This is a genomic window from Streptomyces spororaveus (assembly GCF_016755875.1).
GTDB classification, from domain to species: domain Bacteria; phylum Actinomycetota; class Actinomycetes; order Streptomycetales; family Streptomycetaceae; genus Streptomyces; species Streptomyces spororaveus.
The window spans coordinates 4,655,268-4,681,522 of the sequence record NZ_BNED01000005.1; the positions used below are offsets into that span (position 1 = coordinate 4,655,268).

Sequence of the window (26,255 nt, forward strand, 5' to 3'; positions counted from 1 at the left end):
GAACGATGGAGGAACAGCGCATGAGCGACGCAGTGGACGCGATCGTCGGCCAGTGGACGGCGGAGCGCCCGGATCTGGCGGCCGGTCTGTGGCCGGTCGAGGTGGTGGCCCGCATCCAGCGGATGAACCGCGTCATCGACAAGCATCTGAAGGCCTTCGCCGCCGAGCACGACCTGGAGGTGGGCGAGCTCGACATCCTCTTCACCCTCTGCCGCTCCGGCCCCCCGTACGCGCTGACCGCCGGCGCCCTCATCCCGGCCGCCATGGTCACCTCCGGCGCGATCACCAACCGCATCGACCGTATGGAGGCCAAGGGCCTGGTCGAGCGGGTGAGGGACGGCCAGGACCGCCGTACGGTGCGGATCCGGCTGACCGAACGGAGCCTCGCACTGACGGAGTCGATGATCACGGAGCACTTGAGCGGCTACGCCGAGCTGCTCGCCCCGCTGGACCCCGCGACCTGCGCCACGGTCGCCCAGGCCCTGCGCACGCTCCTGGAGGACAACGGGGACACCTCGATCACCTGAGACCCGGCCGGAGCCGCCGCCACCCCAACGGGCCATGCAGAATTGCCCGGTGCGGTATCTCATCCTCGGAGTCACCGAGGCACGCGACGGGACCGGTGCCGCCCTCCCCCTGGGCGGCGCCCGGCTGCGCGCGCTCCTGGCCGCCCTCGCCCTCCGGGCCGGCCGCCCGGCCTCCGTCGCCGAACTCGTCGACGACGTCTGGGGTGACGACCCGCCCCAGGACGCCCCGGCCGCCCTCCAGGCCCTCGTCGCCCGGCTCCGCCGCGCCCTCGGCGGCCGGGACGCCGTCCACTCCGCCCCCACCGGCGGCTACCTCCTGGCCGCTGCCCGCGACGACATCGACCTGCACCGGTTCGACCGGCTCGCGGTGCAGGGCGGCCAGGAGCTGGCCACCGACCCGGCCGCCGCGTCCCGCACCCTGCGCACCGCTCTCGCGCTCTGGCGCGGACCCGCCTTCGCCGACCTGCCCGAGCCCGCCCGCGCCGCCCATGCGGCCGTCGCCGAGGCCCGCCGCTCGGGCGCCCTCCGCCAGCGCATCGAGGCGGACCTGCGCGGGGGCGCCATCGCCCCGGCGGCACTCCTGCCGGAGATCGAGACACTGGTACACGAGTTCCCGTACGACGAAAGCCTCCGCGCGCAGCAGCTCCGCGCCCTGCGCGCCGCCGGCCGCCCCGCCGAGGCCCTCGCCGCCTACGAGCGCACGCGCCGCACCCTCGCCGACGGCCTCGGTACCGACCCGGGCCCCGAACTCGCCGCCCTGCACGCGGAACTCCTCCGGCCGCAGCCGCGGCCGCAGTCCCCGCAGTCCCGGCCCGTCGGCTCCGACTCCGCCGAGGTCGCCGAGGATCCCGGTGGTCCCGGTGGTCCCGGTGGTCCCCCCGAGGCTCCCCGCGGGAACCTCCGCCCCCGCCTGACCTCCTTCGTCGGCCGCGAACCCGAACTGGCCGCCCTCCGCGCCGATCTGGGCCGCCTGCGCCTCGTCACCCTCACCGGTCCCGGTGGTTCGGGCAAGACCCGCCTTGCCGAACACGCCGCCGCGGCCCACCCCGAAGCCGGCTGGATCGTCGAGCTCGCCCGCCTGGACCAGCCCGCCGCCGTTCCCGGCGCCGTCCTCAGCGCCCTCGGCCTGCGCGAGAGCTCCCTCGTCGCCCGCGAGACCCCGGCCCCGGCCGCCGCCGACCCCACCACCCGCCTCGTGGAGCACTGCGCCCACCGCAGCCTGCTGCTCGTCCTCGACAACTGCGAGCACGTCATCGGCGCCGCCGCCGAGCTCGCCGAGCGGCTGCTCACGCACTGCCCCGGCGTACGGATCCTGGCCACCAGCCGCGAACCCCTCGGCGTCCCGGGGGAGACGGTCCGCCCGGTCGAGCCCCTGCCGCCCGACCCCGCCCACCGGCTGTTCGCCGACCGCGGTGCCTCGGTCCGCCCCGGCTTCAGCCCCGACGACGACCCGGCTGCCGTGGCCGAGATCTGCGCACGCCTCGACGGGCTGCCGCTGGCCATCGAGCTGGCCGCCGCACGGCTGCGGCTGCTCACCCCGCGCCAGATCGCCGACCGCCTCGACGACCGTTTCCGGCTTCTGACCAGCGGCGCCCGTACGGTCCTGCCCCGCCAGCAGACCCTGCGCGCCGTGGTCGACTGGTCGTGGGAGCTCCTCGACGAGGCCGAGCGAACCGTCCTGCGCCGCCTGTCCGTCTTCGCGGGCGGCTGCGACCTCGCCGCCGCCGAAGCCGTCTGCGCCGACCCCGCCCACGACACGCCGTACGACGCCGCCGACGTCCTCGGCTCCCTCGTCGACAAGTCCCTGGTCCTGGCCGAACCGGGACAGGGTCCGGGTCACGGCGATCGCGGCGATCGCGGCGTCCCCGCCGACCACGGCATGCGCTACCGCATGCTCGAAACCATCCACGAGTACGCCGCCGAGCGCGCCGCCGCCCACCCCGCGGACGCCCGGGCCACCGCCCGCCGCCACGCCGCCCACTACCTCGCCTTCGCCGAGGAAGCCGAGCCCCTGATCCGCTCCGCCGCCCAGCTCCCGTGGATCCGGCGCGTCGAGACCGAGCTCGACAACCTCCGGGCCGCCCTCCACAGCACCGTCGTCGAGTCCGCCGACACCGAGGCCGGCCAGCGCCTCGTCTTCGCCCTCGGCTGGTTCTGGTGGCTGCGCAACTACCGCGCCGAGGGCGCCGAGTGGACCACCCGGACCCTCGGGCTCACACCCGAGGTCCCCCCGGAGGGCACCCCCGAGTACTGGCGCTTCATGCGCCTGCTCGTCCTCGACATGTTCCTGCTCGCGGAGAGCAACTCCGCCGAGAAGTTCCGCACCTCCGGCTACCGCGACCTCGCCGCCCGCATCAAGGAGACCTTCCGGCGCGGCTCACCGGAGACCACCCGCTTCCCCGGGATGCTCTGGCCCGCGACGACCTTCCTCACCGGCACCTCCCTCGACTTCCACGCCGACCTCGACCGGGCCGTCGCCAACTGCCGTGTCCACGCGGGGGAATGGGAACTCGGCATCGTCCTCATGCTCCGAGCCCACGTCGGCATCGACGTCACCGGCGGCCTCGCCGATGTCGACGCAGACCTCGCCGAGCTGCACGGGATCGCCCATCGCGTCGGCGACCGCTGGACCCGCGCCCAGGTGGCGAGCGCCGCCGGGGAGGTCGCCCTCTCGCGCGGCCGGTACGCCGAGGCCCGCGTCGAGTACGAGGAGTGCCTGCGCCTCGCCCGCGAGGTCGGGGCCAGCGTCGAGGCACCCTTCGCGATCGCCCGGATCGCCGAGACCGCCTACTGCGCGGGGGACCTCGACGACGCCGAGCGGCTGCTGGCGGAGGCCGGCAAGGAGTCCGACCGGTACGGCGGGGTGTACGACGTCAGCACCTTCGCCCGGCTCCTCTCCGCACTCGTCGCCCTCCAGCGCGGTGACGCCGCCCGGGCGCGTGAGGAGTGCGACCGGGCCCACGCCGAAGCCGAACGGTTCACCGTGCCCGCCCAGCTCACCGCCGGGCTCGCCACCGTCGACGCCGTCCTCACCGGCCGCGAACAGGGCCCGGTGGCCGGTCTGGCCAGGATCGGGCCCGCCCTCGCCGCCGCCGTCGACGCCCGGTGCGCCGAGCGCGTCCTGGCCGGCATGGCCGAGTCGGCGGCGCTGCTGCTGGCCGACGCCGACCGGCCGGCCGAAGCCGTACGGGCCCTCGCGGCCGCCACCGCCTGGCGCGCGGGCCATCCGCGCTCGGTTCCGGAGAGCGGTGCCGTGGACGGGCTCCCGGAGCGGACCCGCGCCCTGCTCGGCCCGGACCGCTACAGCCGGGAGGAGGAGGCCGGCGCCGCCCTTGCCCCGGCCGCGTTCGCCGCGACGCTGACCACGGCGTTCAGCGGCAGCTGAGCACGGCGTCGGCCCAGCTCGCCAGGGTCGGCAGGCTGCCCGGCCCGGCCTTCTCGACCACCAGGCGCAACGTCTTGCGCCCCGCGAGGGAGACCTGCACCGCCGCGGGCGGGTCCTCGTGCCCGAGGACGGCGGACTGCCACACCCGCTCCCCGTCGGCGTACACGGAGAACCGCACCGAGCCGTCCGTGAACAGGGACAGGCCGTCCACCCCCGCCCGCGCCGAGAAGCTCGTGCACTGCCGGTTGAGGGTGATCTCCACCGAGGAGCGCGAGTTCACGGTGATGCCGTGGGCGAAGCGCCGGCCGCCCACCTCCAGCCCGCGGCGCTGCCACACCCAGCCGCTGCGCCAGGTCTGCAGCTCCGGGCCCCTGTGGTCCCCGTAGACCGACTGGGGGAGCCCGGCCAGCTGGAACCCCTGCGGCGGCTTCGGCGGCGGAGTGGGTGCCGGTGTCGCTGTCGGCTTCGGCGGAGGCGTGGGCGTGGGCTTCTCCCGGCTGGGGGAGGGCGACGGGGACGAGGAGGGCGCGGGCGCGGCGGAAGCCGCCGCCGAGGGCGTCGGTCCGGGCCGCGGCGCTACGGAGCCCTGCGCCGCCGGCGGCTCCTGCGCGGGCGGATCCGGCTCGGCCGGGGCCGGGGACGAGGACGGGGCGGGAGCCTTCGGCACCGACGGCACGGCCGGCGCCGCCACACTGGGCGCGGGCTTCGCCCGGACCCGCGGCTCGGTGTCGTCGCCGGACAGCGCGAACACCACCCCGGCGGCAGCGGCCACGGCGATCCCGGCGGCGATGGCGGCCTTGGCCGGCAGCCCGAGCCCCTCGGCGGCCACGGAACCCCCGGACCCGCTGCCCGCCCCCGCGGCCCCACCACCGGCACCGGCACCGGCGGTGCCACCCGCGGCCCCGGCGGTCCCGGCTCCCGCGGTCGACCCGCCGACCGCGGCCGCGGCCCCGGCCCCGCCCGCGGCGACGGCCCCGCCGGCCAGTACCCCGGCGGCCTTGCCCGCGTACCCGGCGGCGAACCACCCGATGACCGCAACCGGAAGCAGCGCCGGAATGCCCGCGTTGACGTCCTGGAGCTCGCCGGCGGCCAGCCGGCACTTCACGCACTCCTCCAGGTGCTTGCGCAGCCCCCGCTCCGCCCGCATCCGCAGCCCGCCCCGGGCATAGGCGCCCAGCCGGTCCGCGTACCGCGCGCAGTCGCCGCCCTCACCCAGGGCCGAACTCACATGGGCCTGCAGATAGGCCTGTTTGAGACCTTCCCGGGCCCGACTGGCCAGTACGGCGGTCGCGTTGGCGCTCAGCCCGAACAGCGGCGCGATCGCACTCGGCGACGCCTCCTCGACGGTGGTGTGCCACAGCACGGCCTGCCACCGCTCGGGAAGGCTGCGGAAGGCCTGCATGGCCAGCGACTGCTCGGCCTCGTGCATCGCCCGCACGTCCGCGCCCAGTTCGAGCGTGTCGTCCCCGGACAGCCCGGCTCCGCCCTCCGTCCCCGTGGAGGCCTGCTCGGCGAAGACGGCGAAGTCCTCGACGAGTTGCTCGCGCTTGGCGGTCTTCGCCCAGGCCGCGGCGACCCTGCGCACGGTGGTCAGCAGGTAGGCCCGCACCGACTGGTCCGGTCCGGCCCCGCCGCGTACCGCCTGCAGGGTCCGCGCGAACACCTCGGCGGTCAGGTCGTCGGCGGTGTGTCCGTCCCGGCAGCAGGATCGCGCGTAGCGGCGCACGGCATCGGCGTGCCGACGGAACAGAGCCTCGTACGCACCGTCGTCACCGCCCCGCATCCGGGCGATCAAGTCCCCGTCGGACGGCGGCTGCTCACCACCGGAGCCTCCGAAGACTCCGGGCCCGGAAGAGCCCGAGGGGCGTGCGTGCCGCCCGCCCGGGTCGCGCTGCGCCGGCACCTGTCGTGCGGGCAGACTGCCCGCCTCCACCTCGCTGCCGCCGCCACCGCGTGGCTCTTCCCGACCGTCAACGCTCATCGCGGAGGCTCCCGCACGACACACTCAACCGGTACACCGGCCAAGCGTGTCACACGGGGGACGGGCACCGGACCCCTCTGCGCACCATCCACCCGTCCGGGCACATTCCGGCGAATCGCCCCACCGGACGCTCACCGGCCCGCCGGGATCACACCGTCCGGGACCGCAGCCCTTCGAGCAGGATGTCGAGCAGCCGCGTCGAGGCCGCCGCCTGCTGCGCCGGGTCGGGCAGCGCGGGCGCCGCCGTCGCTATCACCAGCAGTACATCGGCCACGGTGACATCGGCACGCAGCTCACCGGCCTCCCGCGCCCGGTGCACCAGCCGGCCGACGACCTCCAGCAGCGCACCCGCACCCGCGTCGTCCGAGGGCTCGTTGTCGGCGGAGCCGCGATGGCCCACGACCCGCAGGTCCGGAGCCCCGGCGGCCGGAACGGCCTGCCGCTGCTGCGGAACCCGAGCGGCCTCCGCCTCCTCGGCCTCGTCCTCGACGGTCCCGCCGACCCGGAGGACCTGCGGCGGCAGCAGCCGTCCCGCGCCCGAGGCCACGGAGGTGCGCAGGAAGCGCGACAGCGCCTGCCACGGCTCCTCCTCCTGGCCCAGCGCGGCCTTGGCCTGCTCGGTCAGCCGCGCGGTCTCCTCCTCGGCTATGCGCCGCACGAGGACGTCCTTGCTCGGGAAACGCCGGTACACGGTGCCGACACCGACCCGGGCGCGGCGCGCCACGTCCTCCATCGGAGCCCCGTAGCCCAGTTCGCCGAAGACCTCACGGGCCGCCCGCAGAACGTGCTCCAGGTTGCGCTGGGCGTCGACGCGCAGCGGCGTGGACCGGCCTACCGCGTGCGTGGTGCCGCCCGCGATGGCGCGCCCGTTGCTCTCGACCGAGAGCGCGGTCGCAGAACCATGGAAATCGGAAATGTTCATATGTATCCCCCGGTAATCATTTGTCTCCCCCCGGAGACACTCCCCGCCTTCACGTCGAGGGGGCCACGGTCTCAGGCCCGGTCCTACTCCTCGACGAGATACGAACATAGTTGAGCCAGAGTCAATTCAGAAGAGGCAGCCCCGGACGGAGCACCGCCCGATCGGAGCATTCACCCCCACTTTTCCGTTCCGTGCCTCCGGAATCCCGCATTCCGCATGCTCTGACCTGCAGATTTTCGCCACAAGCGGAGCTCCCCTTCCACCCCGCCCCAACACTCACTCCGGTCACACAATTTGCCGGGCCTGTGGACAAACTCCCGGCCACGTTGCGTCATGGGATGGTGAAGGCTGCTAACTCCCGGGGCACGGCCCCCGGTACCCCGCCCCGTACGCGCATCCTGATCGTCGGCGGCGGCTACGTCGGCATGTATACGGCGCTCCGCCTCCAGCGAAAGCTGAGAGCCGGCGAAGCCGAGGTCACGGTGGTCAGCGCCGAGCCCTACATGACGTACCAGCCCTTCCTCCCCGAAGCGGCCGCGGGCGCGATCTCGCCCCGCCACGTCGTCGTCCCGCTGCGCCGCGTCCTCGGCAAGTGCCGCATCGTCATCGGCGAGGCCCAGCGCATCGACCACGCCAGACGGACCGTGACCGTCAGCACCCTCGCCACCGCCGACGAGGGATCCGGCCCCGTCGAGATGGAGTACGACGAACTCGTCCTCGCCCCGGGCTCGATCTCCCGCACCCTCCCCGTCCCCGGACTCGCCGACTACGGCATCGGATTCAAGACGGTCGAAGAGGCCATCGGGCTGCGCAACCACGTCATCGAACAGATGGACATCGCCTCCTCCACCCGGGATCCCGCCCTCCGCGACGCCGCCCTCACCTTCGTCTTCGTCGGCGGCGGCTTCGCGGGCGTCGAAGCCCTCGGCGAGCTGGAGGACATGGCTCGCTACGCCTCGCGGTACTACCACAACATCAAGCCCGAGGACATGAAGTGGGTCCTCGTCGAGGCCAGCGACCGGATCCTCCCCGAGGTCGGCCCCCAGATGGGCGTCTACACGGTCCGGGAACTGCGCCGGCGCAACATCGACGTACGCCTGGAGACGCGGCTCGAATCCTGCGAGAACCGCGTCGCCGTCCTCAGCGACGGCGCCCGCTTCCCCACCCGCACCATCGTGTGGACCGCAGGCGTCAAACCGCACCCGATCCTGGCCGCCTCCGACCTCCCCAAGAACGAACGCGGCCGCCTGGCCTGCACCTCCTTCCTCACCGTCGAAGGAGTCGAACACGCCTGGGCCGCGGGCGACGCCGCCGCCGTCCCCGACATCACCGCGGCCGAGAAGGGCCGCGAATGCGCCCCCAACGCCCAGCACGCCGTCCGCCAGGCCAAAGTCCTCGCCGACAACCTCCTCGCCGCCCTCCGCGACGAGGTCCTGACCGAGTACGCCCACAAGTACGCGGGCTCCGTCGCCTCGCTCGGCCTGCACCGGGGCGTCGCCCACATCTACGGCCGCAAGCTCAAGGCCTACCCGGCCTGGTTCATGCACCGCGCCTACCACCTCAGCCGCGTCCCCAGCTTCAACCGCAAAATGCGCGTCCTCGCCGAATGGACCCTCGCCGGCCTCTTCAAGCGTGAGATCGTCTCCCTGGGTTCCCTCGAACACCCCAGGGCAGAATTCGAACTGGCCGCAGGCGGCGGCCTCAAGCCCCCTCCCCCGCCCCCCGCCCCCAACCCCCCGCAGAACGGCCAGGGCTGACGTTGTCAGTGCGGTCGGCCACACTGGACGTGTGACCATAGGTGCGCTCACCCCTGCACAGAGTGACATCGTCCAGTCAGCGACCGCCCATGAGCGACACAGCGACCACTCGCGACACCACGAGGCTTGAACGCAGTGAACTTCACGCGCTGGAGCGCCCGGTTCCCCGGAACGCAGCGCCGCGCCGCCGCCCGGTCCGAACACGCCGCCGCCCAGGCCAAGCGAGGTGAAGGCGCGGTCCCGGCAGCCCGCGGCGGCCGCGCCGACCCCGGAGCCGAGCGGTCCACGCCCGCCGACGGCCGGCCCGCCGACCCCACGGTCTCCGGTACCGGTACCGGGAGTGGCGCCGGAGACTGTGGCACCGGCACGCCCCCGTCACCGTCCACGCCGACGTCCCGGCGGACGGGCGTCCTCACCGCCGCTCCCTCCCTCGACGAGCTCTCCGCACGCGAGGTCCTGGGCCGGCTCCCGGCCCTGGTGGCCCTCGTCCACGGCCCCGAGCACCGCCTCGCCTACGTCAACGACGCCTACACCGCCGGCTTCGGCGCCCGCGCCCCCGGCGCCCCCGCCCACGAGGCCCTCCCCGAACTCGGCGAGCTCGGCCTCCTCCCGCTCCTCGACCAGGTCCAGCGCAGCGGCAAGTCCCGTACCGCCAAGAACCGCACCGCACCGGGCGGCGGCAGCTCGTACACGGTCACCTGCACCCCCGTCGAGTTCCCCGAGGCCGCCCCCGGAACCGAGACCGGCACCACTGCCGAAGCCGGATCCGGATCCGGCAGCGGGCACGAGGCGGAGGCCCACCGCACCGGCGTCCTGATCCACCTCGCCGACGTCACCGACCACGCCGAGGCCGTCGAGCGGCTCCGCGCCAGCGAACGCCGCCAGCGCGAGGCCGCCGTCACCCTCCAGCGCTCCCTCCTCCCCCAGGAGCTGGAACAGCCCGACGACCTGCGCGTCGCCGCCACCTACCAGCCCGGCGGCACCGAGGCCGCCGTCGGCGGCGACTGGTACGACGTCATCACCCTCGGCGCCGGCCGCACCGCCCTCGTCATCGGAGACGTCATGGGCCGCGGCGTGCGCGCCGCCGCCGTCATGGGCCAGCTGCGCACCGCCGTCCGCGCCTACGCCCGCCTCGACCTGCCCCCGCACGAGGTGCTCCAGCTCCTCGACGGCCTCGCCGCCGAGATCGACGCCAGCCAGATCGCCACCTGTGTGTACGCGGTCCACGACCCCAACGAGGGCCTGCTCGCGTACGCTTCCGCCGGCCACCTCCCGATCCTGGTCCGCGATGAGGACGGCACCGTACGCAGAGCCGCCGACCCCACCGGCCCACCGCTCGGCACCGGCGGTTGGCTCCACACCTCGGGCACCATCGCCCTGGGCCCCGGCTCCACCGCCGTCCTCTACACCGACGGCCTGGTCGAACGCCGCGGCGAGGACATCGACGAGGGCGTCGCCGCCCTCGAACGCGCCCTCTCCGGCGCACAGGGCACCCCGGCCGTCATCTGCGACCGGCTGATGCGCGCCCTCGGCGTGGACGCCGACCACGACGACGACGTCGCCGTGATGGTCCTCCAGCAGCCGGCCCGCACCGGATCGGACGCCGAGCTCTTCCACAACGCCGCCCTGGAACTCCTCGGCGGCATCGAGGCCGCTCCGCGCGCCCGCGCCTTCGCCCAGGGCGTCCTCGCCTCCTGGCGGTTCCCCGTCGAGCTCTGCGACCTCGGAGTGCTGGCCGCCAGCGAGCTCGTCGCGAACTCCCTCCAGCACGGCACCCCGCCCATGAGCCTGCGGCTGCGCCGTACCGACCGCCGGCTGATCATCGAGGTCACCGACGGGGACGACCACCTCCCGCGCCGACGCCGCGCCGAACCGGCCGACGAGACCGGCCGCGGCATCTCGATCATCGCGACCATCGCCTCCTCCTGGGGTTCCCGCCGCACCCCGGGCGGCGGGAAGGCCGTCTGGTGCGAGTTCGCCCTGCCGGACAAGTAGCCGAACACGCGGAAGGCCCCGATCCACCCGGACCGGGGCCTTCCGCACATCCGTACGTCCGTACGTATATACGCACGCCACATCCGCTCACACGACGCTCACGCGTGGACGGGCTCCACGACGGTCTCCTTGGCCACGACGGCCGGACCGCCCTGCGCCACGACCCTGCTCGCCACCCACGGGTTGTCCTGCACCGGGCTCAGCCGCCTGCCGAGCCGCAGCGCGAGAGCGGCGATCCCGAGCGACACGAGCACGAAGACCCCGATGTAGAGCATGGGAACCCCGGCACCGAGCGGCACCCCGAGCGGCCCCAGCGCCAGCGCCATCTGCTTGACCAGCGCGAACGCCGAGTTGTACTGGCCCACCGAACCCTCGGGCGCCAGATCGGCCACCAGCGGCGCCAGAGTCGGCGACAGCATGGCCTCGCCGATACCGAAGAGCGCGTATGTGGCGATGAACGCGGCGGCCGCCATCATGGCGCTGCCGTGCCCCAGACCCGAGAACCCGGCGATGAGCCAGGCCACGGTCCAGATCAGCCCGACGAGCGCGATGACCCGCGACCGGCGGCGCTTCTCGACCAGCTTGAGTACGACGAACTGCGCGACGACGATCGCACCGGTGTTGGCCGCGAGCGCGAAGCCGAGGGTGGAGGGGGAGATCCCGGCGGCCTCGGTACCGAAGGCGGCCAGCCCCGACTCGAACTGTCCGTAGCAGGCGAAGAACACCACGAAGCCCAGCACGCACAGCTGCACCATGGCCTTGTGCCGGAGCAGCCGCTTCCAGCCGCTGCCACCCGCCTGGGACGGGTCCTTCGGCATGGCGTCCTTGATGGCCGGCACGTGCGGCAGCCGTACGTTGAGGATGACGGCGGCCAGCACCAGGAACATCACGGCCTCGATGCCGAACAGCAGCGTGAAACTGCCGGGCCGGTTCTCGTCGACGATCTGGCCGCCGATGAGACCGCCGATGCCCAGCCCCAGGTTCTGCATGAAGAACTGCAGGGCGAAGGCACGGGTCCGGGTGGACGGCGTGGAGCACCACACGATCATCGTGGCCAGTGCCGGCTGCATCACGGCCTGACCGGCGCCGAGCGCCAGCGCCGACAGCAGGATGGGCACGATGCCGGTGGAGAGCCCGAGCGAGAGCGCACCGGCCGAGGCGGTGACGGCCGCCCCGATGACCACGGGCACCGGACCACGTCGGTCGATGACCCGGCCGGTGAAGGGCAGCGCGACGAGAGCGCCCAGGGCGAAGGCCACGAACGCGCTCGTGGCGGCCATGGAACCCAGATCTCGCACCTGCGCCACATAGATGTAGAGGAACGGAACCGTGAAACCGATGCCGAACGCGGTCAGCGCGTTCCCGGCCTGGATCCGCCGCATCGCAGCGCCCATCACCTTGGTCACTTCTCACCTGCCTTTGAGACCTGAAGCCTGAAGACTTCATACCTAAACTTCAAGCCTTAACAGTACACATCGAAGGAGTTAGACGCCAACGAGCTCGTGCGATACTTCGACCCATGGGTGACACCCCCGACGGCACTGCGCCCGTCCACGAGCCGAGCCTCGACGAACAGATCGCCGTCTATCAGCGCGAGTTCCAGGACCTGGACCCCCAGGTCGAGAAGGTCGTCTCGGCACTGAGCCGCCTGAACCGCCGCATGAACGTCGCGTACGGCCGCCAGACGGCGGCCCTGGGCATCAGCAACGCGGAATGGGAGGTCCTCAAGGCACTCGTCATCTCCGGCGCGCCCTACCGGATGGGCCCGAGCGAACTGGCGAAGCAGCTGGGCCTCACGCCGGCGGCGATGACCCACCGGATCGACCGCATGACGGCGGAGGGCCTGGTCACCCGCGAGCGGGACGAGTCGAACCGGGTCCGCGTGATCGTGGAGCTCACGGACGAGGGCCGCAGCAAGTGGCTGGACGCGATGCGGGCGGCCACGGTCTTCGAGGAGGACCTCCTCCAGGACCTCTCCACCGCGGAACGCGGGGTGCTGGGCGACATGCTCACCCGCCTGCTGGATCGCGTGGAAGACCTCCAGTCACCCAGCTGACCGCCGGGGTTGACACGAGCCCCACGGATCCGTAAGGTTCTTCGAGTTGTCCCAGAGCCGGAAGGTTGTGGCGACAACGAATCCCGCCGCCTCGTTGCGGCACTCAACTCAGCACGATCTCCCACTGGGAACGAATTCGGCGTGCCCGAATTCATTTCCGAAGGCCGATTATGAATCGCCGGGGAAATCCACTAGAGTTCAGGAGTCGGAAGGGCTCAACAGCCCGGAAGACAAGCCCCGCTGACTGGGGGTCAGGCCCGAAAGGATCTGATAGAGTCGGAAACGCAAGAACAGAACGAAAGCCCGGAGGAAAGCCCGCGAGGGTGAGTACAAAGGAAGCGTCCGTTCCTTGAGAACTCAACAGCGTGCCAAAAATCAACGCCAGAAGTTGATACCCCGTCCACTTCGGTGGATGAGGTTCCTTTGAAAAAGACCTGTAAGGCTCCGGTTCGCCGGTGCACTTGCAGGCAACAACACAGCGAGGACGTTGTGGCGCGTCGGTCATATTCCGACATGATGCGCCCGCTCTAAGTGATGTGTGCACCCGATTACGGGTAAACATTCATGGAGAGTTTGATCCTGGCTCAGGACGAACGCTGGCGGCGTGCTTAACACATGCAAGTCGAACGATGAAGCCCTTCGGGGTGGATTAGTGGCGAACGGGTGAGTAACACGTGGGCAATCTGCCCTTCACTCTGGGACAAGCCCTGGAAACGGGGTCTAATACCGGATACCACTCCTGCCTGCATGGGCGGGGGTTGAAAGCTCCGGCGGTGAAGGATGAGCCCGCGGCCTATCAGCTTGTTGGTGGGGTAATGGCCCACCAAGGCGACGACGGGTAGCCGGCCTGAGAGGGCGACCGGCCACACTGGGACTGAGACACGGCCCAGACTCCTACGGGAGGCAGCAGTGGGGAATATTGCACAATGGGCGAAAGCCTGATGCAGCGACGCCGCGTGAGGGATGACGGCCTTCGGGTTGTAAACCTCTTTCAGCAGGGAAGAAGCGAAAGTGACGGTACCTGCAGAAGAAGCGCCGGCTAACTACGTGCCAGCAGCCGCGGTAATACGTAGGGCGCAAGCGTTGTCCGGAATTATTGGGCGTAAAGAGCTCGTAGGCGGCTTGTCACGTCGGATGTGAAAGCCCGAGGCTTAACCTCGGGTCTGCATTCGATACGGGCTAGCTAGAGTGTGGTAGGGGAGATCGGAATTCCTGGTGTAGCGGTGAAATGCGCAGATATCAGGAGGAACACCGGTGGCGAAGGCGGATCTCTGGGCCATTACTGACGCTGAGGAGCGAAAGCGTGGGGAGCGAACAGGATTAGATACCCTGGTAGTCCACGCCGTAAACGTTGGGAACTAGGTGTTGGCGACATTCCACGTCGTCGGTGCCGCAGCTAACGCATTAAGTTCCCCGCCTGGGGAGTACGGCCGCAAGGCTAAAACTCAAAGGAATTGACGGGGGCCCGCACAAGCGGCGGAGCATGTGGCTTAATTCGACGCAACGCGAAGAACCTTACCAAGGCTTGACATATACCGGAAAGCATTAGAGATAGTGCCCCCCTTGTGGTCGGTATACAGGTGGTGCATGGCTGTCGTCAGCTCGTGTCGTGAGATGTTGGGTTAAGTCCCGCAACGAGCGCAACCCTTGTCCTGTGTTGCCAGCATGCCCTTCGGGGTGATGGGGACTCACAGGAGACCGCCGGGGTCAACTCGGAGGAAGGTGGGGACGACGTCAAGTCATCATGCCCCTTATGTCTTGGGCTGCACACGTGCTACAATGGCCGGTACAATGAGCTGCGATACCGTGAGGTGGAGCGAATCTCAAAAAGCCGGTCTCAGTTCGGATTGGGGTCTGCAACTCGACCCCATGAAGTCGGAGTCGCTAGTAATCGCAGATCAGCATTGCTGCGGTGAATACGTTCCCGGGCCTTGTACACACCGCCCGTCACGTCACGAAAGTCGGTAACACCCGAAGCCGGTGGCCCAACCCGTAAGGGAGGGAGCTGTCGAAGGTGGGACTGGCGATTGGGACGAAGTCGTAACAAGGTAGCCGTACCGGAAGGTGCGGCTGGATCACCTCCTTTCTAAGGAGCACAGTACCGATTGCAGACAAACGTTCTGCACGGTCAGCTCATGGGTGGAACGTTGATTAGTTGGCACGGTTTCTGAAACTCTCTGTAAGTACTGCTTCGGCGTGGAACACAGTGAAGTGGACGGGATCGTGCCTGGCACGTTGTTGGGTCCTGAAGGTACGGCCGTAAGGTCATGTCTTCAGTGCCGGCCCCAGTGAACTCGCCAGCTTGTCTGGTGGGGTGATGGGTGGCTGGTCGTTGTTTGAGAACTACACAGTGGACGCGAGCATCTGTGGCCAAGTTTTTAAGGGCGCACGGTGGATGCCTTGGCACCAGGAACCGATGAAGGACGTGAGAGGCCGCGATAGGCCCCGGGGAGCTGCCAACTGAGCTTTGATCCGGGGGTGTCCGAATGGGGAAACCCGGCAGTCGTCATGGGCTGTCACCCACTGCTGAACACATAGGCAGTGTGGAGGGAACGAGGGGAAGTGAAACATCTCAGTACCCTCAGGAAGAGAAAACAACCGTGATTCCGGGAGTAGTGGCGAGCGAAACCGGATGAGGCCAAACCGTATGCGTGTGATACCCGGCAGGGGTTGCGCATGCGGGGTTGTGGGAATTCTTTTGATCGGTCTGCCGGCCGGTCGGCGAGTCAGAAACCGTTGATGTAGTCGAAGGACATGCGAAAGGTCCGGCGTAGAGGGTAAGACCCCCGTAGACGAAACATCAGCGGCTTGCTTAAGAATCTCCCAAGTAGCACGGGGCCCGAGAAATCCCGTGTGAATCTGGCGGGACCACCCGCTAAGCCTAAATATTCCCTGGTGACCGATAGCGGATAGTACCGTGAGGGAATGGTGAAAAGTACCGCGGGAGCGGAGTGAAATAGTACCTGAAACCGTGTGCCTACAAGCCGTGGGAGCGTCGCCGTTGTTCTTCGGAACAACGGTCGTGACTGCGTGCCTTTTGAAGAATGAGCCTGCGAGTTAGCGGTGTGTAGCGAGGTTAACCCGTGTGGGGAAGCCGTAGCGAAAGCGAGTCCGAATAGGGCGATTGAGTTGCACGCTCTAGACCCGAAGCGGAGTGATCTAGCCATGGGCAGGTTGAAGCGGAGGTAAGACTTCGTGGAGGACCGAACCCACCAGGGTTGAAAACCTGGGGGATGACCTGTGGTTAGGGGTGAAAGGCCAATCAAACTCCGTGATAGCTGGTTCTCCCCGAAATGCATTTAGGTGCAGCGTCGTGTGTTTCTTGCCGGAGGTAGAGCACTGGATAGGCGATGGGCCCTACCGGGTTACTGACCTTAGCCAAACTCCGAATGCCGGTAAGTGAGAGCACGGCAGTGAGACTGTGGGGGATAAGCTCCATGGTCGAGAGGGAAACAGCCCAGAGCATCGACTAAGGCCCCTAAGCGTACGCTAAGTGGGAAAGGATGTGGAGTCGCAGAGACAACCAGGAGGTTGGCTTAGAAGCAGCCACCCTTGAAAGAGTGCGTAATAGCTCACTGGTCAAGTGATTCCGCGCCGACAATGTAGCGGGGCTCAAGCGTACCGCCGAAGTCGTGTCATTGCAGCAATAGGGCCAACGCCCGCTGTGATGGGTAGGGGAGCGTCGTGTGCCGGGTGAAGCAGCAGCGGAAGCTAGTTGTGGACGGTTCACGAGTGAGAATGCAGGCATGAGTAGCGATACACACGTGAGAAACGTGTGCGCCGATTGACTAAGGGTTCCTGGGTCAAGCTGATCTGCCCAGGGTAAGTCGGGACCTAAGGCGAGGCCGACAGGCGTAGTCGATGGACAACCGGTTGATATTCCGGTACCCGCTTTGAAACGCCCAATATCGAATCAGGCGATGCTAAGTCCGTGAAGCCGTTCCGGACCCTTCGGGGAAAGGAAAGTGGTGGAGCCGACGAACCAGACTTGTAGTAGGTAAGCGATGGGGTGACGCAGGAAGGTAGTCCAGCCCGGGCGGTGGTAGTCCCGGGGTAAGGGTGTAGGCCGAGGGGTAGGCAAATCCGTCCCTCATTAAGGCTGAGACCTGATGCCGAGCCGATTGTGGTGAAGTGGATGATCCTATGCTGTCGAGAAAAGCCTCTAGCGAGTTTCATGGCGGCCCGTACCCTAAACCGACTCAGGTGGTCAGGTAGAGAATACCGAGGCGTTCGGGTGAACTATGGTTAAGGAACTCGGCAAAATGCCCCCGTAACTTCGGGAGAAGGGGGGCCATCACTGGTGATCGGACTTGCTCCGTGAGCTGGGGGTGGCCGCAGAGACCAGCGAGAAGCGACTGTTTACTAAAAACACAGGTCCGTGCGAAGCCGTAAGGCGATGTATACGGACTGACGCCTGCCCGGTGCTGGAACGTTAAGGGGACCGGTTAGTGACCTTTCGGGGTTGCGAAGCTGAGAACTTAAGCGCCAGTAAACGGCGGTGGTAACTATAACCATCCTAAGGTAGCGAAATTCCTTGTCGGGTAAGTTCCGACCTGCACGAATGGCGTAACGACTTCTCGACTGTCTCAACCATAGGCCCGGTGAAATTGCACTACGAGTAAAGATGCTCGTTTCGCGCAGCAGGACGGAAAGACCCCGGGACCTTTACTACAGTTTGATATTGGTGTTCGGTTCGGCTTGTGTAGGATAGGTGGGAGACTTTGAAGCAGCCACGCCAGTGGTTGTGGAGTCGCCGTTGAAATACCACTCTGGTCGTGCTGGATGTCTAACCTCGGTCCGTGATCCGGATCAGGGACAGTGTCTGATGGGTAGTTTAACTGGGGCGGTTGCCTCCCAAAGGGTAACGGAGGCGCCCAAAGGTTCCCTCAGCCTGGTTGGCAATCAGGTGTTGAGTGTAAGTGCACAAGGGAGCTTGACTGTGAGACCGACGGGTCGAGCAGGGACGAAAGTCGGGACTAGTGATCCGGCGGTGGCTTGTGGAAGCGCCGTCGCTCAACGGATAAAAGGTACCCCGGGGATAACAGGCTGATCTTCCCCAAGAGTCCATATCGACGGGATGGTTTGGCACCTCGATGTCGGCTCGTCGCATCCTGGGGCTGGAGTCGGTCCCAAGGGTTGGGCTGTTCGCCCATTAAAGCGGTACGCGAGCTGGGTTTAGAACGTCGTGAGACAGTTCGGTCCCTATCCGCTGTGCGCGTAGGAATATTGAGAAGGGCTGTCCCTAGTACGAGAGGACCGGGACGGACGAACCTCTGGTGTGCCAGTTGTCCTGCCAAGGGCATGGCTGGTTGGCTACGTTCGGGAGGGATAACCGCTGAAAGCATCTAAGCGGGAAGCCTGCTTCAAGATGAGTATTCCCACCTCCTTGAGAGGGTAAGGCTCCCAGTAGACGACTGGGTTGATAGGCCAGATGTGGAAGCCCGGTAACGGGTGAAGCTGACTGGTACTAATAGGCCGAGAGCTTGTCCTCAGTTGCTCGCGTCCACTGTGTTAGTTCTGAAATAACGAACAGCTGTGTCCATGCCAGCGTGTTCAAATTTCATAGTGTTTCGGTGGTCATAGCGTTAGGGAAACGCCCGGTTACATTCCGAACCCGGAAGCTAAGCCTTTCAGCGCCGATGGTACTGCAGGGGGGACCCTGTGGGAGAGTAGGACGCCGCCGAACAATCATTGTGGGAAAGCCCCGCACCTTATGGTGCGGGGCTTTTCTGCGTTCACGGCCCGTTTGAGGACGACAGGACGGGCACGCACCAGCGGCCTCGTTTGCCCGGATGCGCAAGGGCGCACGCGGTGGACGGCGATCCGGCTTCGTTCGGCAGATCCGCCGCCTCAAGCAGTCCCGGGCGGCCGCGACTCGCTACGACAGGCGCGGCTACGTCTGCCTTGGCACCGCCGCCGCCACCGAGACGTCCGCCGCCGTCCGGCTCCGAACACGAACTCCTACGCGACCCAGCAGTAGACGCCCTGGTTCTGGCGCCGGGCGCTGCTGACGAGGGCGGCCAGGTCACCCACGATCGCGTCCGCGACCTCCGTGTCGATGACCTCTCCGTCCTCCGCACGCAGCTGAGCCCACGAGGCAGCGACGCCACGCAACCTGGCGTGTCCGGCCTCCGCGAGTGCAGCGGACAGACGAGCCGATATCGCGAAGACGACGCACCCGTCATTGTCCTGGCCGGCGACGATGCGAGGCTCACCGGCTTCGGCCAGTTCCTCGAAGCTGCTGCCGACGAGGAGGCATTCCCACTCGATCACCGCCTCTTCGGGATCGAAGTTGCCGAAGGAGAGCGACTCGAATGCCCGTCCCGGCCCGGTCCGCAGGGTCAGGCTCGCTGACGTGTCGTCCGGCGCCACGAAGAACTTCACGATGATGCTCACCCGCGCATCATCCCCGACGGCCCCACCACCACGATCGGCCGGAGAAGTCCCAGCCACCAGCGCGCAGAGGCCGCCGAGGCGGCAACAGGGTCTGGGTGCTTGCGCCTTGCCCGGCAACCGACGGGCGGAGGCGGAGCTCGACGCCGTCACGCCAGGCCTGGACGCAGGTGAGTGGCACCTCTTTTGCGGCAGCGGCTGGCTTTGTCCACGAGACCGGGCTCTGGCACAACTTCTGTGGACCTGGTGCGATGCGGCAGGTCCGTGCGCTGGACCAAGTCGAGGTCGGCTGCAGTGCCGACGGGATTTGAACCCGCGGACAGATGGGAGCAGGTCCGCTCCGTCTCCGTCAGTCGCCGTGGGAGGGACCTCGCCCACGTCGATCGCATTGGGCCGCTCTGCCACGGCACTGCAACCTGCGGGAATGCGCGCACTCCCGCTGCGACTCAGGGTAGACACACCGATCGCTGCGGACGAATCCTTATCCGGGAAGCCGGAGACCACTGCCATGGGTCCACAGAAGTTGTGCCAGAGCCCGAGACCGGGCCGCAGATGTTCGCCACTTCGGGTGGCGCCAGAGCCTACTGAGGATTCGAACGGTGATGCTCGGCGTCGTGCCTGTGCTTCGGCCCCACAGCGGATGGAAAAGCACGTTGGCCGGTCTGCCACGGAGCTGCGACGATGCCCGTGTTTCCTGAGCGGAGGACGTTTGTTCGTTTTCGTCTGTGTGCGGTGTGGCGCCGAGCTGACCGCCCCTTTGTCCGAGGTCGCCATGCCGGCACACGCCCGTCAGAAGTACGGGAACGGGCTTCAGCTCCCGGTGCTCATGGAATCAGGGACGTTCGCCGTGGAACGGGAGCCCTGGGCGCCTTGGCGAAGGCGGCAGGTGATCGATCCGGACGAGGCGGCTGCCCGCGGCATCTACGCGCCGGCTCAGGCCCTGTCCGAAGGCGCGGCCGGCGCGGTCGTTGTCGCACCGGGAGACACCCGCGGCACTGTGCTGATCCCGGAGAAGCGCGGCGGCGCCTGCTGCGGCTTCGACGGGGGTGACGGCCCCAACATGGCCTGCGCCGCATGCGGTCTTCTCGTGGCGAGCAGGATCGACGACTGCTCGCTCTGGCAGGCCGTGTGGCTCGCCCCGAACGCCGTATGCCGCTTTCCCGTCGAAGGAGCCGACGCCGGGCCGTCGTCCTGGACAGAGCTGCTCGCGGAGGGGGCCGGCGTGCCGCCGTCCGAGCCGATCGCCTCGTGGGGAGAGCCGTTTCGGGCGGGCGACCGGTGGCACTGGAGTCCCCAGTGGGTGGCGGCAGCCGGGCAGGCGTTCGCCCACCTCCTGGTGGCCTCGGAAGGCCAGCCGGTAGCCGTTCAGGACGGCTTGGCCTCGAGGATGTTCCAACGCGCGCTCGACGCCCTGCTGCCGGCCGGCAGGCCGACGCGGCGCGCGGTCCTGGCCGGACCGGGACGGCCGCCCCTCGACGCTGACGCGGACATCCTGCTCGTGCCTTCCCACCCACAGACCGGGAAGGCATGGACCCCGGCCGCTCCGGCGTACTTGGTTCCCTTGCCGTTCGGGGTGTGGCTCCGGCTGGCCTTCCCCGAGCCGCAGCTGCCCGTCCCCGCATCGGGTCCAATGCCCGACGGCGTCCTTCGCGACGACCCGCCCACGCCGAATGTCCATGACGTGTTCCGGATCGACTGGGAAGTCTTCCACCGAACCCTGGCCCGGCTGCCCGCCGTCCGCACCCCGTGGCTACACGAGATCACCGAGAACCTCACGCAGCACAGGCGGACCGGCTTCCTCTAGTGGACCGACAGGCTGCCGGTACTGGTCGAACAGCGCCGTGCGGCGGCCATCGAGACCAGCCGCGGCTTACTGGTCGCCACGCTGCGGCAGAGCCCCCGGCAGATCTACGTGGTGCAACCCGATGGCTGTCTCCCGCTACCGCGACCGGCACGGAGTCAGCCGCAAGAGGTCGGACCCGGGTGACGCCCTGGTGCTCGCGGACATCATCCGCACCGACGCGCCCGTGCAGCGGCCGCTGCCCGCCGACACCGACCCGGCCCAAGCGGTCGCCGTACGGCCCGCGCACAGGTAGACGCCACGGGCAGGCAGGCACCGCCTCAACCACGTCGGCCACCTGTGGGCTTTCGCCTCCCCCAGCGGTTCATCTGGCGCGGAGTCCCACTACCGGCGCCGCCGGGCAGGAAGGGGCTGGCACACGCAGACTCTGCGGCGCCTCTTCAACCGGATGCTCGGCCGGCTCCGTCACTGTCTCCAGGCGCGCGGTCCGTTCGACGAAGCGATCGCCTTTCCAGCAAACCCGCTACGGAGTCACTGGCGGGAGCTCTTCCTCCGGTACAGCCTTGACGAGACCCGCGCTGACGGGACGCTTTTCGTTGACAAGAACGAGCCGGTTCCTGGCCCAGGTGTCGAGCTGGTTGCAGGCCCAAGCGGGGTCATACGCTGCCGTGGGCAGCTGAGGTATGCGCTTTCGACCGGTGTCGTCGAGCCGGTAGGGAACCTCGAAGGCCGTGTTCCAGTTGTCAAGGCTCGCACCGAACCGCTCTTCCGCTTCTGCCGGACCGATGCCCAGGTACTGGGCGATCTCCGTCCAAGAGCTGCCTCGCTCCCGTTCGTAGACGACGGCCGAGACCAGCGCGCGCTCCGCGAGCTCGATGAGCTGGAATGCCTGGCTCGCCCGGCCCCCGGGACCGGTGTCGGGGTCGTTCTCGGTGGCAACCAGGCCGGCGGCGCCATCCGCAACGTCCACGGCGTGATCGGACAGGACGAGGCGTGCCAGAGCCTGGCGGGTGAACCGGGCACGGTCGGCGTCGTAAGGGGTCGTCTCAGTCACCCTCACAGCCTCGCAGGCCGTATCCGCGGCGAGTACCCGATTTCCACCAGGAGCGGGCCTCTGCACGATGAGCCCGGCCGGCATTCGGCGGCGCAGAGTGGTGTCGAGGTCGTGGGAGAGCGTGTCGCGGCGAGCTCCCGAGCGAAGGCCTCTACACGGCGGCCCCAAGACAGGCTCCGACTGGTGCGGGATGGCCGGCCTACGAAGTCCCGGGTGCCTCGATCGGCTTGCGCGGGAGGGAGGCGTGGGGAGCCTTCGCCCCGCACCGGGCGAGGGCGCGCTCGTCGTGCGCGCTTCGGTCGTTCGGCCGGCCTACGGGGCTTCGTGGAGCCGGGTCAGCAGGGCCACCAGCTGGTCCTGCTCGGCCGGGTCGAGCGGGGCGAGGAACTCGGCGTTGGCGGCTTCGGCCAGGGCCGCGCAGCGGGCGAGCACGGCTGTCCCCTCCGGGGTGACGGTGACGGCGTTCTTACGGCGGTCGCCGGGATCCGGGGCGCGCAGGACGAGGCCCGCCTCCTGGAGGTGGTTGAGCATGCCGACCATGTCCTTGGGGTCGACGGCGAGCAGGCGGCCCAAGTCGGCCTGGGCCACGGGCCCGTACTCGGCGGTGGCGGCCAGTACCGCGTGGTGCATGAGCTTCAGCCCCTCCGCGGCGATCGCCGCCGCGACCAGCCCGCGGCCGCGGGCCGCGACGCGGCCGACGAGCCAGGAGGGCAGTGACTGGATGTGCTGGAGTGCCGAGGTCATGGGCTCACCCTACCGAAAGTCGTTGGACATACCCACGACTTTAGACTTATCGTTGGGACATCCAATGAATCTGTCGAGTTCGGGGGTGTCCTGTGCTGCGCATGCGCCATGAGGTCAACGGTGGGCCGGAAGTGCTGTTCGCCGAGGAGGGCGACGTACCCGTGGCCGGTGCCGGCGAGCTGCTGATCAAGGTCGAGGCGGTCGGCGTGACCCTCCCGACCGTGCGCAAGGTGCGGGAGGTGAGGGATGTGCGAGAGGGCGGCCAGCCCGTGTCGCTCGGCGGCGAGGTGGCGGGGACCGTAGTCGCCGCCGGCCCGGACGTCACCGGATTCACCACCGGTGAACGCGTCACCGGCCTGTGCTTCGCCGACGCCTACGCCGAGTACGCGGTGCTCGGCACCGCGATGACCTCCCGGATCCCGGCCGGCGCGAGCGCCGTGGAGGCGGTCGCGCTGGTCCGCAGCGGGCTGGTCGCCCGCGGCGCGTACGAGGCCGCGCGCGTGGAGCCCGGCGAGTCGGTCCTGGTGACGGCGGCGGCGAGCGCCGTGGGCACGCTCGCCCTCCAATACGCGAAGGCCGGCCGGGCGGGGCGCGTCGTGGCGGCCGTCAGCAGTGCCGACAAGGCCGACTTCGTCCGCGGCCTCGGCGCCGACGAGGTCGTCCTGTACGGGGACGCCGACTGGGGCGGCCCGTACGACGTGATCCTCGACGGTGTCGGCGGCGACCTGCTCGGCCCCGCCGTACGAGCCCTGGCGACGGGCGGCCGCCTGGTGGCTTTCGGCTCGGGCGGTGGCACGGTGGAGGCGTACGAACTCCTCGTCCGCGGAGCCTCGTTGATCGGCTACCAGATGCGGGCCATCGCCACCGGCAAGCCCGAACTGTACGAGCGCTGGCTGCGCGAGCTGTGGCAGCTGCGCGCCGCGGGCACCCTGCGTACGGCTGTGCACGAGGAGATCCCCCTCGCGGAGGCCGCCCGCGCTCACGCGGTCATCGAGCAGCGCCGGAACCTCGGCAAGGTCGTCCTGGTCCCCTGAGCGGGGAGCCGCATCCCACCTCACGGCGCGGCGACCCGCGCGATCGTCCGGCCACCCGGAGCCGGCGGTCCGGTGTGCGGTCGCCGCGAGCGTCGGGGACGAACCGCCCGGGGTGCTGGCCCGCCTGGCGGAGGACCCGGATCCCTCCGTGCGGTCATTCATCCCGACGAACGACCGTCTGCCGATGGAGCTCCTGCCTCAGTGCGGTGTGAGGGCCTCCCGGAATGACCTACGACCTGGCGGTCCGGGAAGGCGACCGGCCACCGGACGGCAGGCGCGCTCGCCGAACGTTCCGGGATCTGTACGAGCGCTACCCCGACGGTGAGATCGAGGTAGCTCCGTCGGAACGCACCACCGCCTATGTCGACGCGCTGCCCGAGCGGTGGTCCGACATCACCGAGGGCGAGGAGGAGACATCGCCCTGGTCGTGATCGGCTGGCCGAAGACCCGAACCGGTCCGTCCGCAACGCGATAGCGGCCCGGGAGGACACTCCGGCGGCACCCGTCTCACCGCCCCTGACCAGGGCACAGGCCGAGGCCCCGAGGCCGTTTTGACACCCCACAGGCCGAGTTGTAGAGTCAAACGGTTGCCTCGAACTGGACAAGTTCGGCAGCCCACCCCCAAGGAATGTAATTTCGTGTGGGGTGCACTCGACGCCTTCAGGAATCGGAAGCCGGGGAAATCCGGTGGAGAACTTCTGATAGAGTCGGAACCGCCGGAAAGGGAAAGCGCGAAAGCGAAAAACCTGGAAAGCGCCGAGGAAGTCGGACACGAAAGAGTCTGATAGAGTCGGAAACGCAAGAACAGAACGAAAGCCCGGAGGAAAGCCCGAGAGGGTGAGTACAAAGGAAGCGTCCGTTCCTTGAGAACTCAACAGCGTGCCAAAAATCAACGCCAGAAGTTGATACCCCGTCCACTTCGGTGGATGAGGTTCCTTTGAAAAAGACCTGTAAGGCTTCCTTGTGGAGCACTTGCAGGCAACAACACAGCGAGGACGTTGTGGCGCGTCGGTCTTATTCCGACATGATGCGCCCGCTCTAAGTGATGTGTGCACCCGATTACGGGTAAACATTCATGGAGAGTTTGATCCTGGCTCAGGACGAACGCTGGCGGCGTGCTTAACACATGCAAGTCGAACGATGAAGCCCTTCGGGGTGGATTAGTGGCGAACGGGTGAGTAACACGTGGGCAATCTGCCCTTCACTCTGGGACAAGCCCTGGAAACGGGGTCTAATACCGGATACCACTCCTGCCTGCATGGGCGGGGGTTGAAAGCTCCGGCGGTGAAGGATGAGCCCGCGGCCTATCAGCTTGTTGGTGGGGTAATGGCCCACCAAGGCGACGACGGGTAGCCGGCCTGAGAGGGCGACCGGCCACACTGGGACTGAGACACGGCCCAGACTCCTACGGGAGGCAGCAGTGGGGAATATTGCACAATGGGCGAAAGCCTGATGCAGCGACGCCGCGTGAGGGATGACGGCCTTCGGGTTGTAAACCTCTTTCAGCAGGGAAGAAGCGAAAGTGACGGTACCTGCAGAAGAAGCGCCGGCTAACTACGTGCCAGCAGCCGCGGTAATACGTAGGGCGCAAGCGTTGTCCGGAATTATTGGGCGTAAAGAGCTCGTAGGCGGCTTGTCACGTCGGATGTGAAAGCCCGAGGCTTAACCTCGGGTCTGCATTCGATACGGGCTAGCTAGAGTGTGGTAGGGGAGATCGGAATTCCTGGTGTAGCGGTGAAATGCGCAGATATCAGGAGGAACACCGGTGGCGAAGGCGGATCTCTGGGCCATTACTGACGCTGAGGAGCGAAAGCGTGGGGAGCGAACAGGATTAGATACCCTGGTAGTCCACGCCGTAAACGTTGGGAACTAGGTGTTGGCGACATTCCACGTCGTCGGTGCCGCAGCTAACGCATTAAGTTCCCCGCCTGGGGAGTACGGCCGCAAGGCTAAAACTCAAAGGAATTGACGGGGGCCCGCACAAGCGGCGGAGCATGTGGCTTAATTCGACGCAACGCGAAGAACCTTACCAAGGCTTGACATATACCGGAAAGCATTAGAGATAGTGCCCCCCTTGTGGTCGGTATACAGGTGGTGCATGGCTGTCGTCAGCTCGTGTCGTGAGATGTTGGGTTAAGTCCCGCAACGAGCGCAACCCTTGTCCTGTGTTGCCAGCATGCCCTTCGGGGTGATGGGGACTCACAGGAGACCGCCGGGGTCAACTCGGAGGAAGGTGGGGACGACGTCAAGTCATCATGCCCCTTATGTCTTGGGCTGCACACGTGCTACAATGGCCGGTACAATGAGCTGCGATACCGTGAGGTGGAGCGAATCTCAAAAAGCCGGTCTCAGTTCGGATTGGGGTCTGCAACTCGACCCCATGAAGTCGGAGTCGCTAGTAATCGCAGATCAGCATTGCTGCGGTGAATACGTTCCCGGGCCTTGTACACACCGCCCGTCACGTCACGAAAGTCGGTAACACCCGAAGCCGGTGGCCCAACCCGTAAGGGAGGGAGCTGTCGAAGGTGGGACTGGCGATTGGGACGAAGTCGTAACAAGGTAGCCGTACCGGAAGGTGCGGCTGGATCACCTCCTTTCTAAGGAGC

14 protein-coding genes, 1 tRNA gene, 4 rRNA genes and 1 pseudogene are annotated in these 26,255 nt (G+C 68.1%); 13 read left to right on the top strand and 7 right to left on the bottom strand.

Annotated features, from left to right (window positions below):
* Positions 1-20: 20 nt before the first annotated feature.
* Together Sspor_RS23395 and Sspor_RS23400 are read left to right on the top strand one after the other, a co-directional pair.
* Positions 21-527: a MarR family winged helix-turn-helix transcriptional regulator gene (locus tag Sspor_RS23395; RefSeq protein WP_202200878.1), complete on the top strand. Its 507-nt coding sequence runs from the start codon at positions 21-23 to the stop codon at positions 525-527.
* Positions 528-576: 49 nt separating this feature from the next.
* Positions 577-3,912, top strand: coding sequence for an ATP-binding protein (locus Sspor_RS23400; protein ID WP_202200879.1), 3,336 nt, complete (start codon positions 577-579; stop codon positions 3,910-3,912).
* Here the strand turns inward: Sspor_RS23400 and Sspor_RS23405 are convergent.
* Complete coding sequence (locus tag Sspor_RS23405) at positions 3,899-5,893, bottom strand: sigma-70 family RNA polymerase sigma factor (protein ID WP_202200880.1); 1,995 nt, start codon at positions 5,891-5,893, stop codon at positions 3,899-3,901. The two genes, Sspor_RS23400 and Sspor_RS23405, sit on opposite strands and share 14 nt — an antisense overlap.
* 148 nt (positions 5,894-6,041) lie before the next feature.
* A complete protein-coding gene (locus Sspor_RS23410) occupies positions 6,042-6,815 on the bottom strand; it encodes a TetR/AcrR family transcriptional regulator (RefSeq protein ID WP_202200881.1) in 774 nt (257 codons plus the stop codon).
* A 338-nt stretch (positions 6,816-7,153) separates the two neighbouring features.
* Here Sspor_RS23410 and Sspor_RS23415 point away from each other — a divergent pair, with 338 nt between their 5' ends.
* Together Sspor_RS23415 and Sspor_RS23420 are read left to right on the top strand one after the other, a co-directional pair.
* Positions 7,154-8,572: an NAD(P)/FAD-dependent oxidoreductase gene (locus Sspor_RS23415; protein ID WP_202200882.1), complete on the top strand. Its 1,419-nt coding sequence runs from the start codon at positions 7,154-7,156 to the stop codon at positions 8,570-8,572.
* 135 nt (positions 8,573-8,707) lie between these two features.
* A complete protein-coding gene (locus tag Sspor_RS23420; RefSeq protein ID WP_202203811.1) occupies positions 8,708-10,567 on the top strand; it encodes an ATP-binding SpoIIE family protein phosphatase in 1,860 nt (619 codons plus the stop codon).
* Between the two features lie 98 nt (positions 10,568-10,665).
* Here Sspor_RS23420 and Sspor_RS23425 read toward each other — a convergent pair whose 3' ends face one another.
* Positions 10,666-11,961, bottom strand: coding sequence for an MFS transporter (locus tag Sspor_RS23425; RefSeq protein ID WP_202203812.1), 1,296 nt, complete (start codon positions 11,959-11,961; stop codon positions 10,666-10,668).
* Between the two features lie 125 nt (positions 11,962-12,086).
* On the opposite strand from Sspor_RS23425, the gene Sspor_RS23430 reads away from it, so the two are divergent.
* The 4 genes from Sspor_RS23430 to rrf all read left to right on the top strand — a co-directional run bounded on the left by Sspor_RS23430 (position 12,087) and on the right by rrf (position 18,309).
* Positions 12,087-12,623 carry a MarR family winged helix-turn-helix transcriptional regulator gene (locus tag Sspor_RS23430; RefSeq protein WP_030292304.1) on the top strand — a complete coding sequence of 179 codons (537 nt, stop codon included), beginning with the start codon at positions 12,087-12,089 and terminating at the stop codon, positions 12,621-12,623.
* 561 nt (positions 12,624-13,184) lie between these two features.
* Positions 13,185-14,709, top strand: a 16S ribosomal RNA gene (locus tag Sspor_RS23435).
* A gap of 282 nt (positions 14,710-14,991) precedes the next feature.
* Positions 14,992-18,114: ribosomal RNA gene (locus tag Sspor_RS23440) — 23S ribosomal RNA — on the top strand.
* A gap of 78 nt (positions 18,115-18,192) precedes the next feature.
* A 5S ribosomal RNA gene (gene rrf, locus Sspor_RS23445) occupies positions 18,193-18,309 on the top strand.
* The 16S, 23S and 5S rRNA genes sit together here, the layout of an rRNA operon.
* Before the next feature lie 275 nt (positions 18,310-18,584).
* Here the strand turns inward: rrf and Sspor_RS23450 are convergent.
* Positions 18,585-19,019, bottom strand: a complete 435-nt coding sequence (locus Sspor_RS23450) for a hypothetical protein (protein ID WP_202200883.1) — start codon at positions 19,017-19,019, stop codon at positions 18,585-18,587.
* Positions 19,020-19,308: 289 nt separating this feature from the next.
* Positions 19,309-19,427, bottom strand: a tRNA-Gly gene (locus Sspor_RS23455).
* A gap of 298 nt (positions 19,428-19,725) precedes the next feature.
* Here Sspor_RS23455 and Sspor_RS23460 point away from each other — a divergent pair.
* A complete protein-coding gene (locus Sspor_RS23460; RefSeq protein WP_202200884.1) occupies positions 19,726-20,820 on the top strand; it encodes a hypothetical protein in 1,095 nt (364 codons plus the stop codon).
* 45 nt (positions 20,821-20,865) lie between these two features.
* Positions 20,866-21,117, top strand: a pseudogene (locus Sspor_RS41600) (IS110 family transposase); the annotation flags it as partial.
* Positions 21,118-21,340: 223 nt separating this feature from the next.
* Here Sspor_RS41600 and Sspor_RS23470 read toward each other — a convergent pair.
* Both Sspor_RS23470 and Sspor_RS23475 read right to left on the bottom strand, forming a co-directional pair.
* Positions 21,341-21,871: a hypothetical protein gene (locus Sspor_RS23470; RefSeq protein ID WP_202200886.1), complete on the bottom strand. Its 531-nt coding sequence runs from the start codon at positions 21,869-21,871 to the stop codon at positions 21,341-21,343.
* 312 nt (positions 21,872-22,183) lie between these two features.
* Positions 22,184-22,615: a MarR family winged helix-turn-helix transcriptional regulator gene (locus Sspor_RS23475; protein ID WP_202200887.1), complete on the bottom strand. Its 432-nt coding sequence runs from the start codon at positions 22,613-22,615 to the stop codon at positions 22,184-22,186.
* A 92-nt stretch (positions 22,616-22,707) separates the two neighbouring features.
* On the opposite strand from Sspor_RS23475, the gene Sspor_RS23480 reads away from it, so the two are divergent.
* The 3 genes from Sspor_RS23480 (at position 22,708) to Sspor_RS23490 (ending at position 26,246) form a co-directional block, all read left to right on the top strand.
* Positions 22,708-23,649, top strand: coding sequence for a quinone oxidoreductase family protein (locus Sspor_RS23480; RefSeq protein WP_202200888.1), 942 nt, complete (start codon positions 22,708-22,710; stop codon positions 23,647-23,649).
* A gap of 224 nt (positions 23,650-23,873) precedes the next feature.
* Positions 23,874-24,080, top strand: coding sequence for a hypothetical protein (locus Sspor_RS23485; RefSeq protein ID WP_202200889.1), 207 nt, complete (start codon positions 23,874-23,876; stop codon positions 24,078-24,080).
* A 641-nt stretch (positions 24,081-24,721) separates the two neighbouring features.
* Positions 24,722-26,246: ribosomal RNA gene (locus Sspor_RS23490) — 16S ribosomal RNA — on the top strand.
* Positions 26,247-26,255: the final 9 nt, after the last annotated feature.

Excerpts from the sequence above, each read along its gene's own strand:
- Sspor_RS23395 (WP_202200878.1), top strand. The coding sequence starts at position 21 with ATGAGCGACGCAGTGGACGCGATCGTCGGCCAGTGGACGGCGGAGCGC.
- Sspor_RS23410 (WP_202200881.1), bottom strand. The coding sequence starts at position 6,815 with ATGAACATTTCCGATTTCCATGGTTCTGCGACCGCGCTCTCGGTCGAG.
- Sspor_RS23425 (WP_202203812.1), bottom strand. The coding sequence starts at position 11,961 with ATGGGCGCTGCGATGCGGCGGATCCAGGCCGGGAACGCGCTGACCGCG.
- Sspor_RS23485 (WP_202200889.1), top strand. The coding sequence starts at position 23,874 with ATGACCTACGACCTGGCGGTCCGGGAAGGCGACCGGCCACCGGACGGC.
- Sspor_RS23415 (WP_202200882.1), top strand. The coding sequence starts at position 7,154 with ATGGTGAAGGCTGCTAACTCCCGGGGCACGGCCCCCGGTACCCCGCCC.
- Sspor_RS23430 (WP_030292304.1), top strand. The coding sequence starts at position 12,087 with ATGGGTGACACCCCCGACGGCACTGCGCCCGTCCACGAGCCGAGCCTC.
- Sspor_RS23405 (WP_202200880.1), bottom strand. The coding sequence starts at position 5,893 with ATGAGCGTTGACGGTCGGGAAGAGCCACGCGGTGGCGGCGGCAGCGAG.
- Sspor_RS23475 (WP_202200887.1), bottom strand. The coding sequence starts at position 22,615 with ATGACCTCGGCACTCCAGCACATCCAGTCACTGCCCTCCTGGCTCGTC.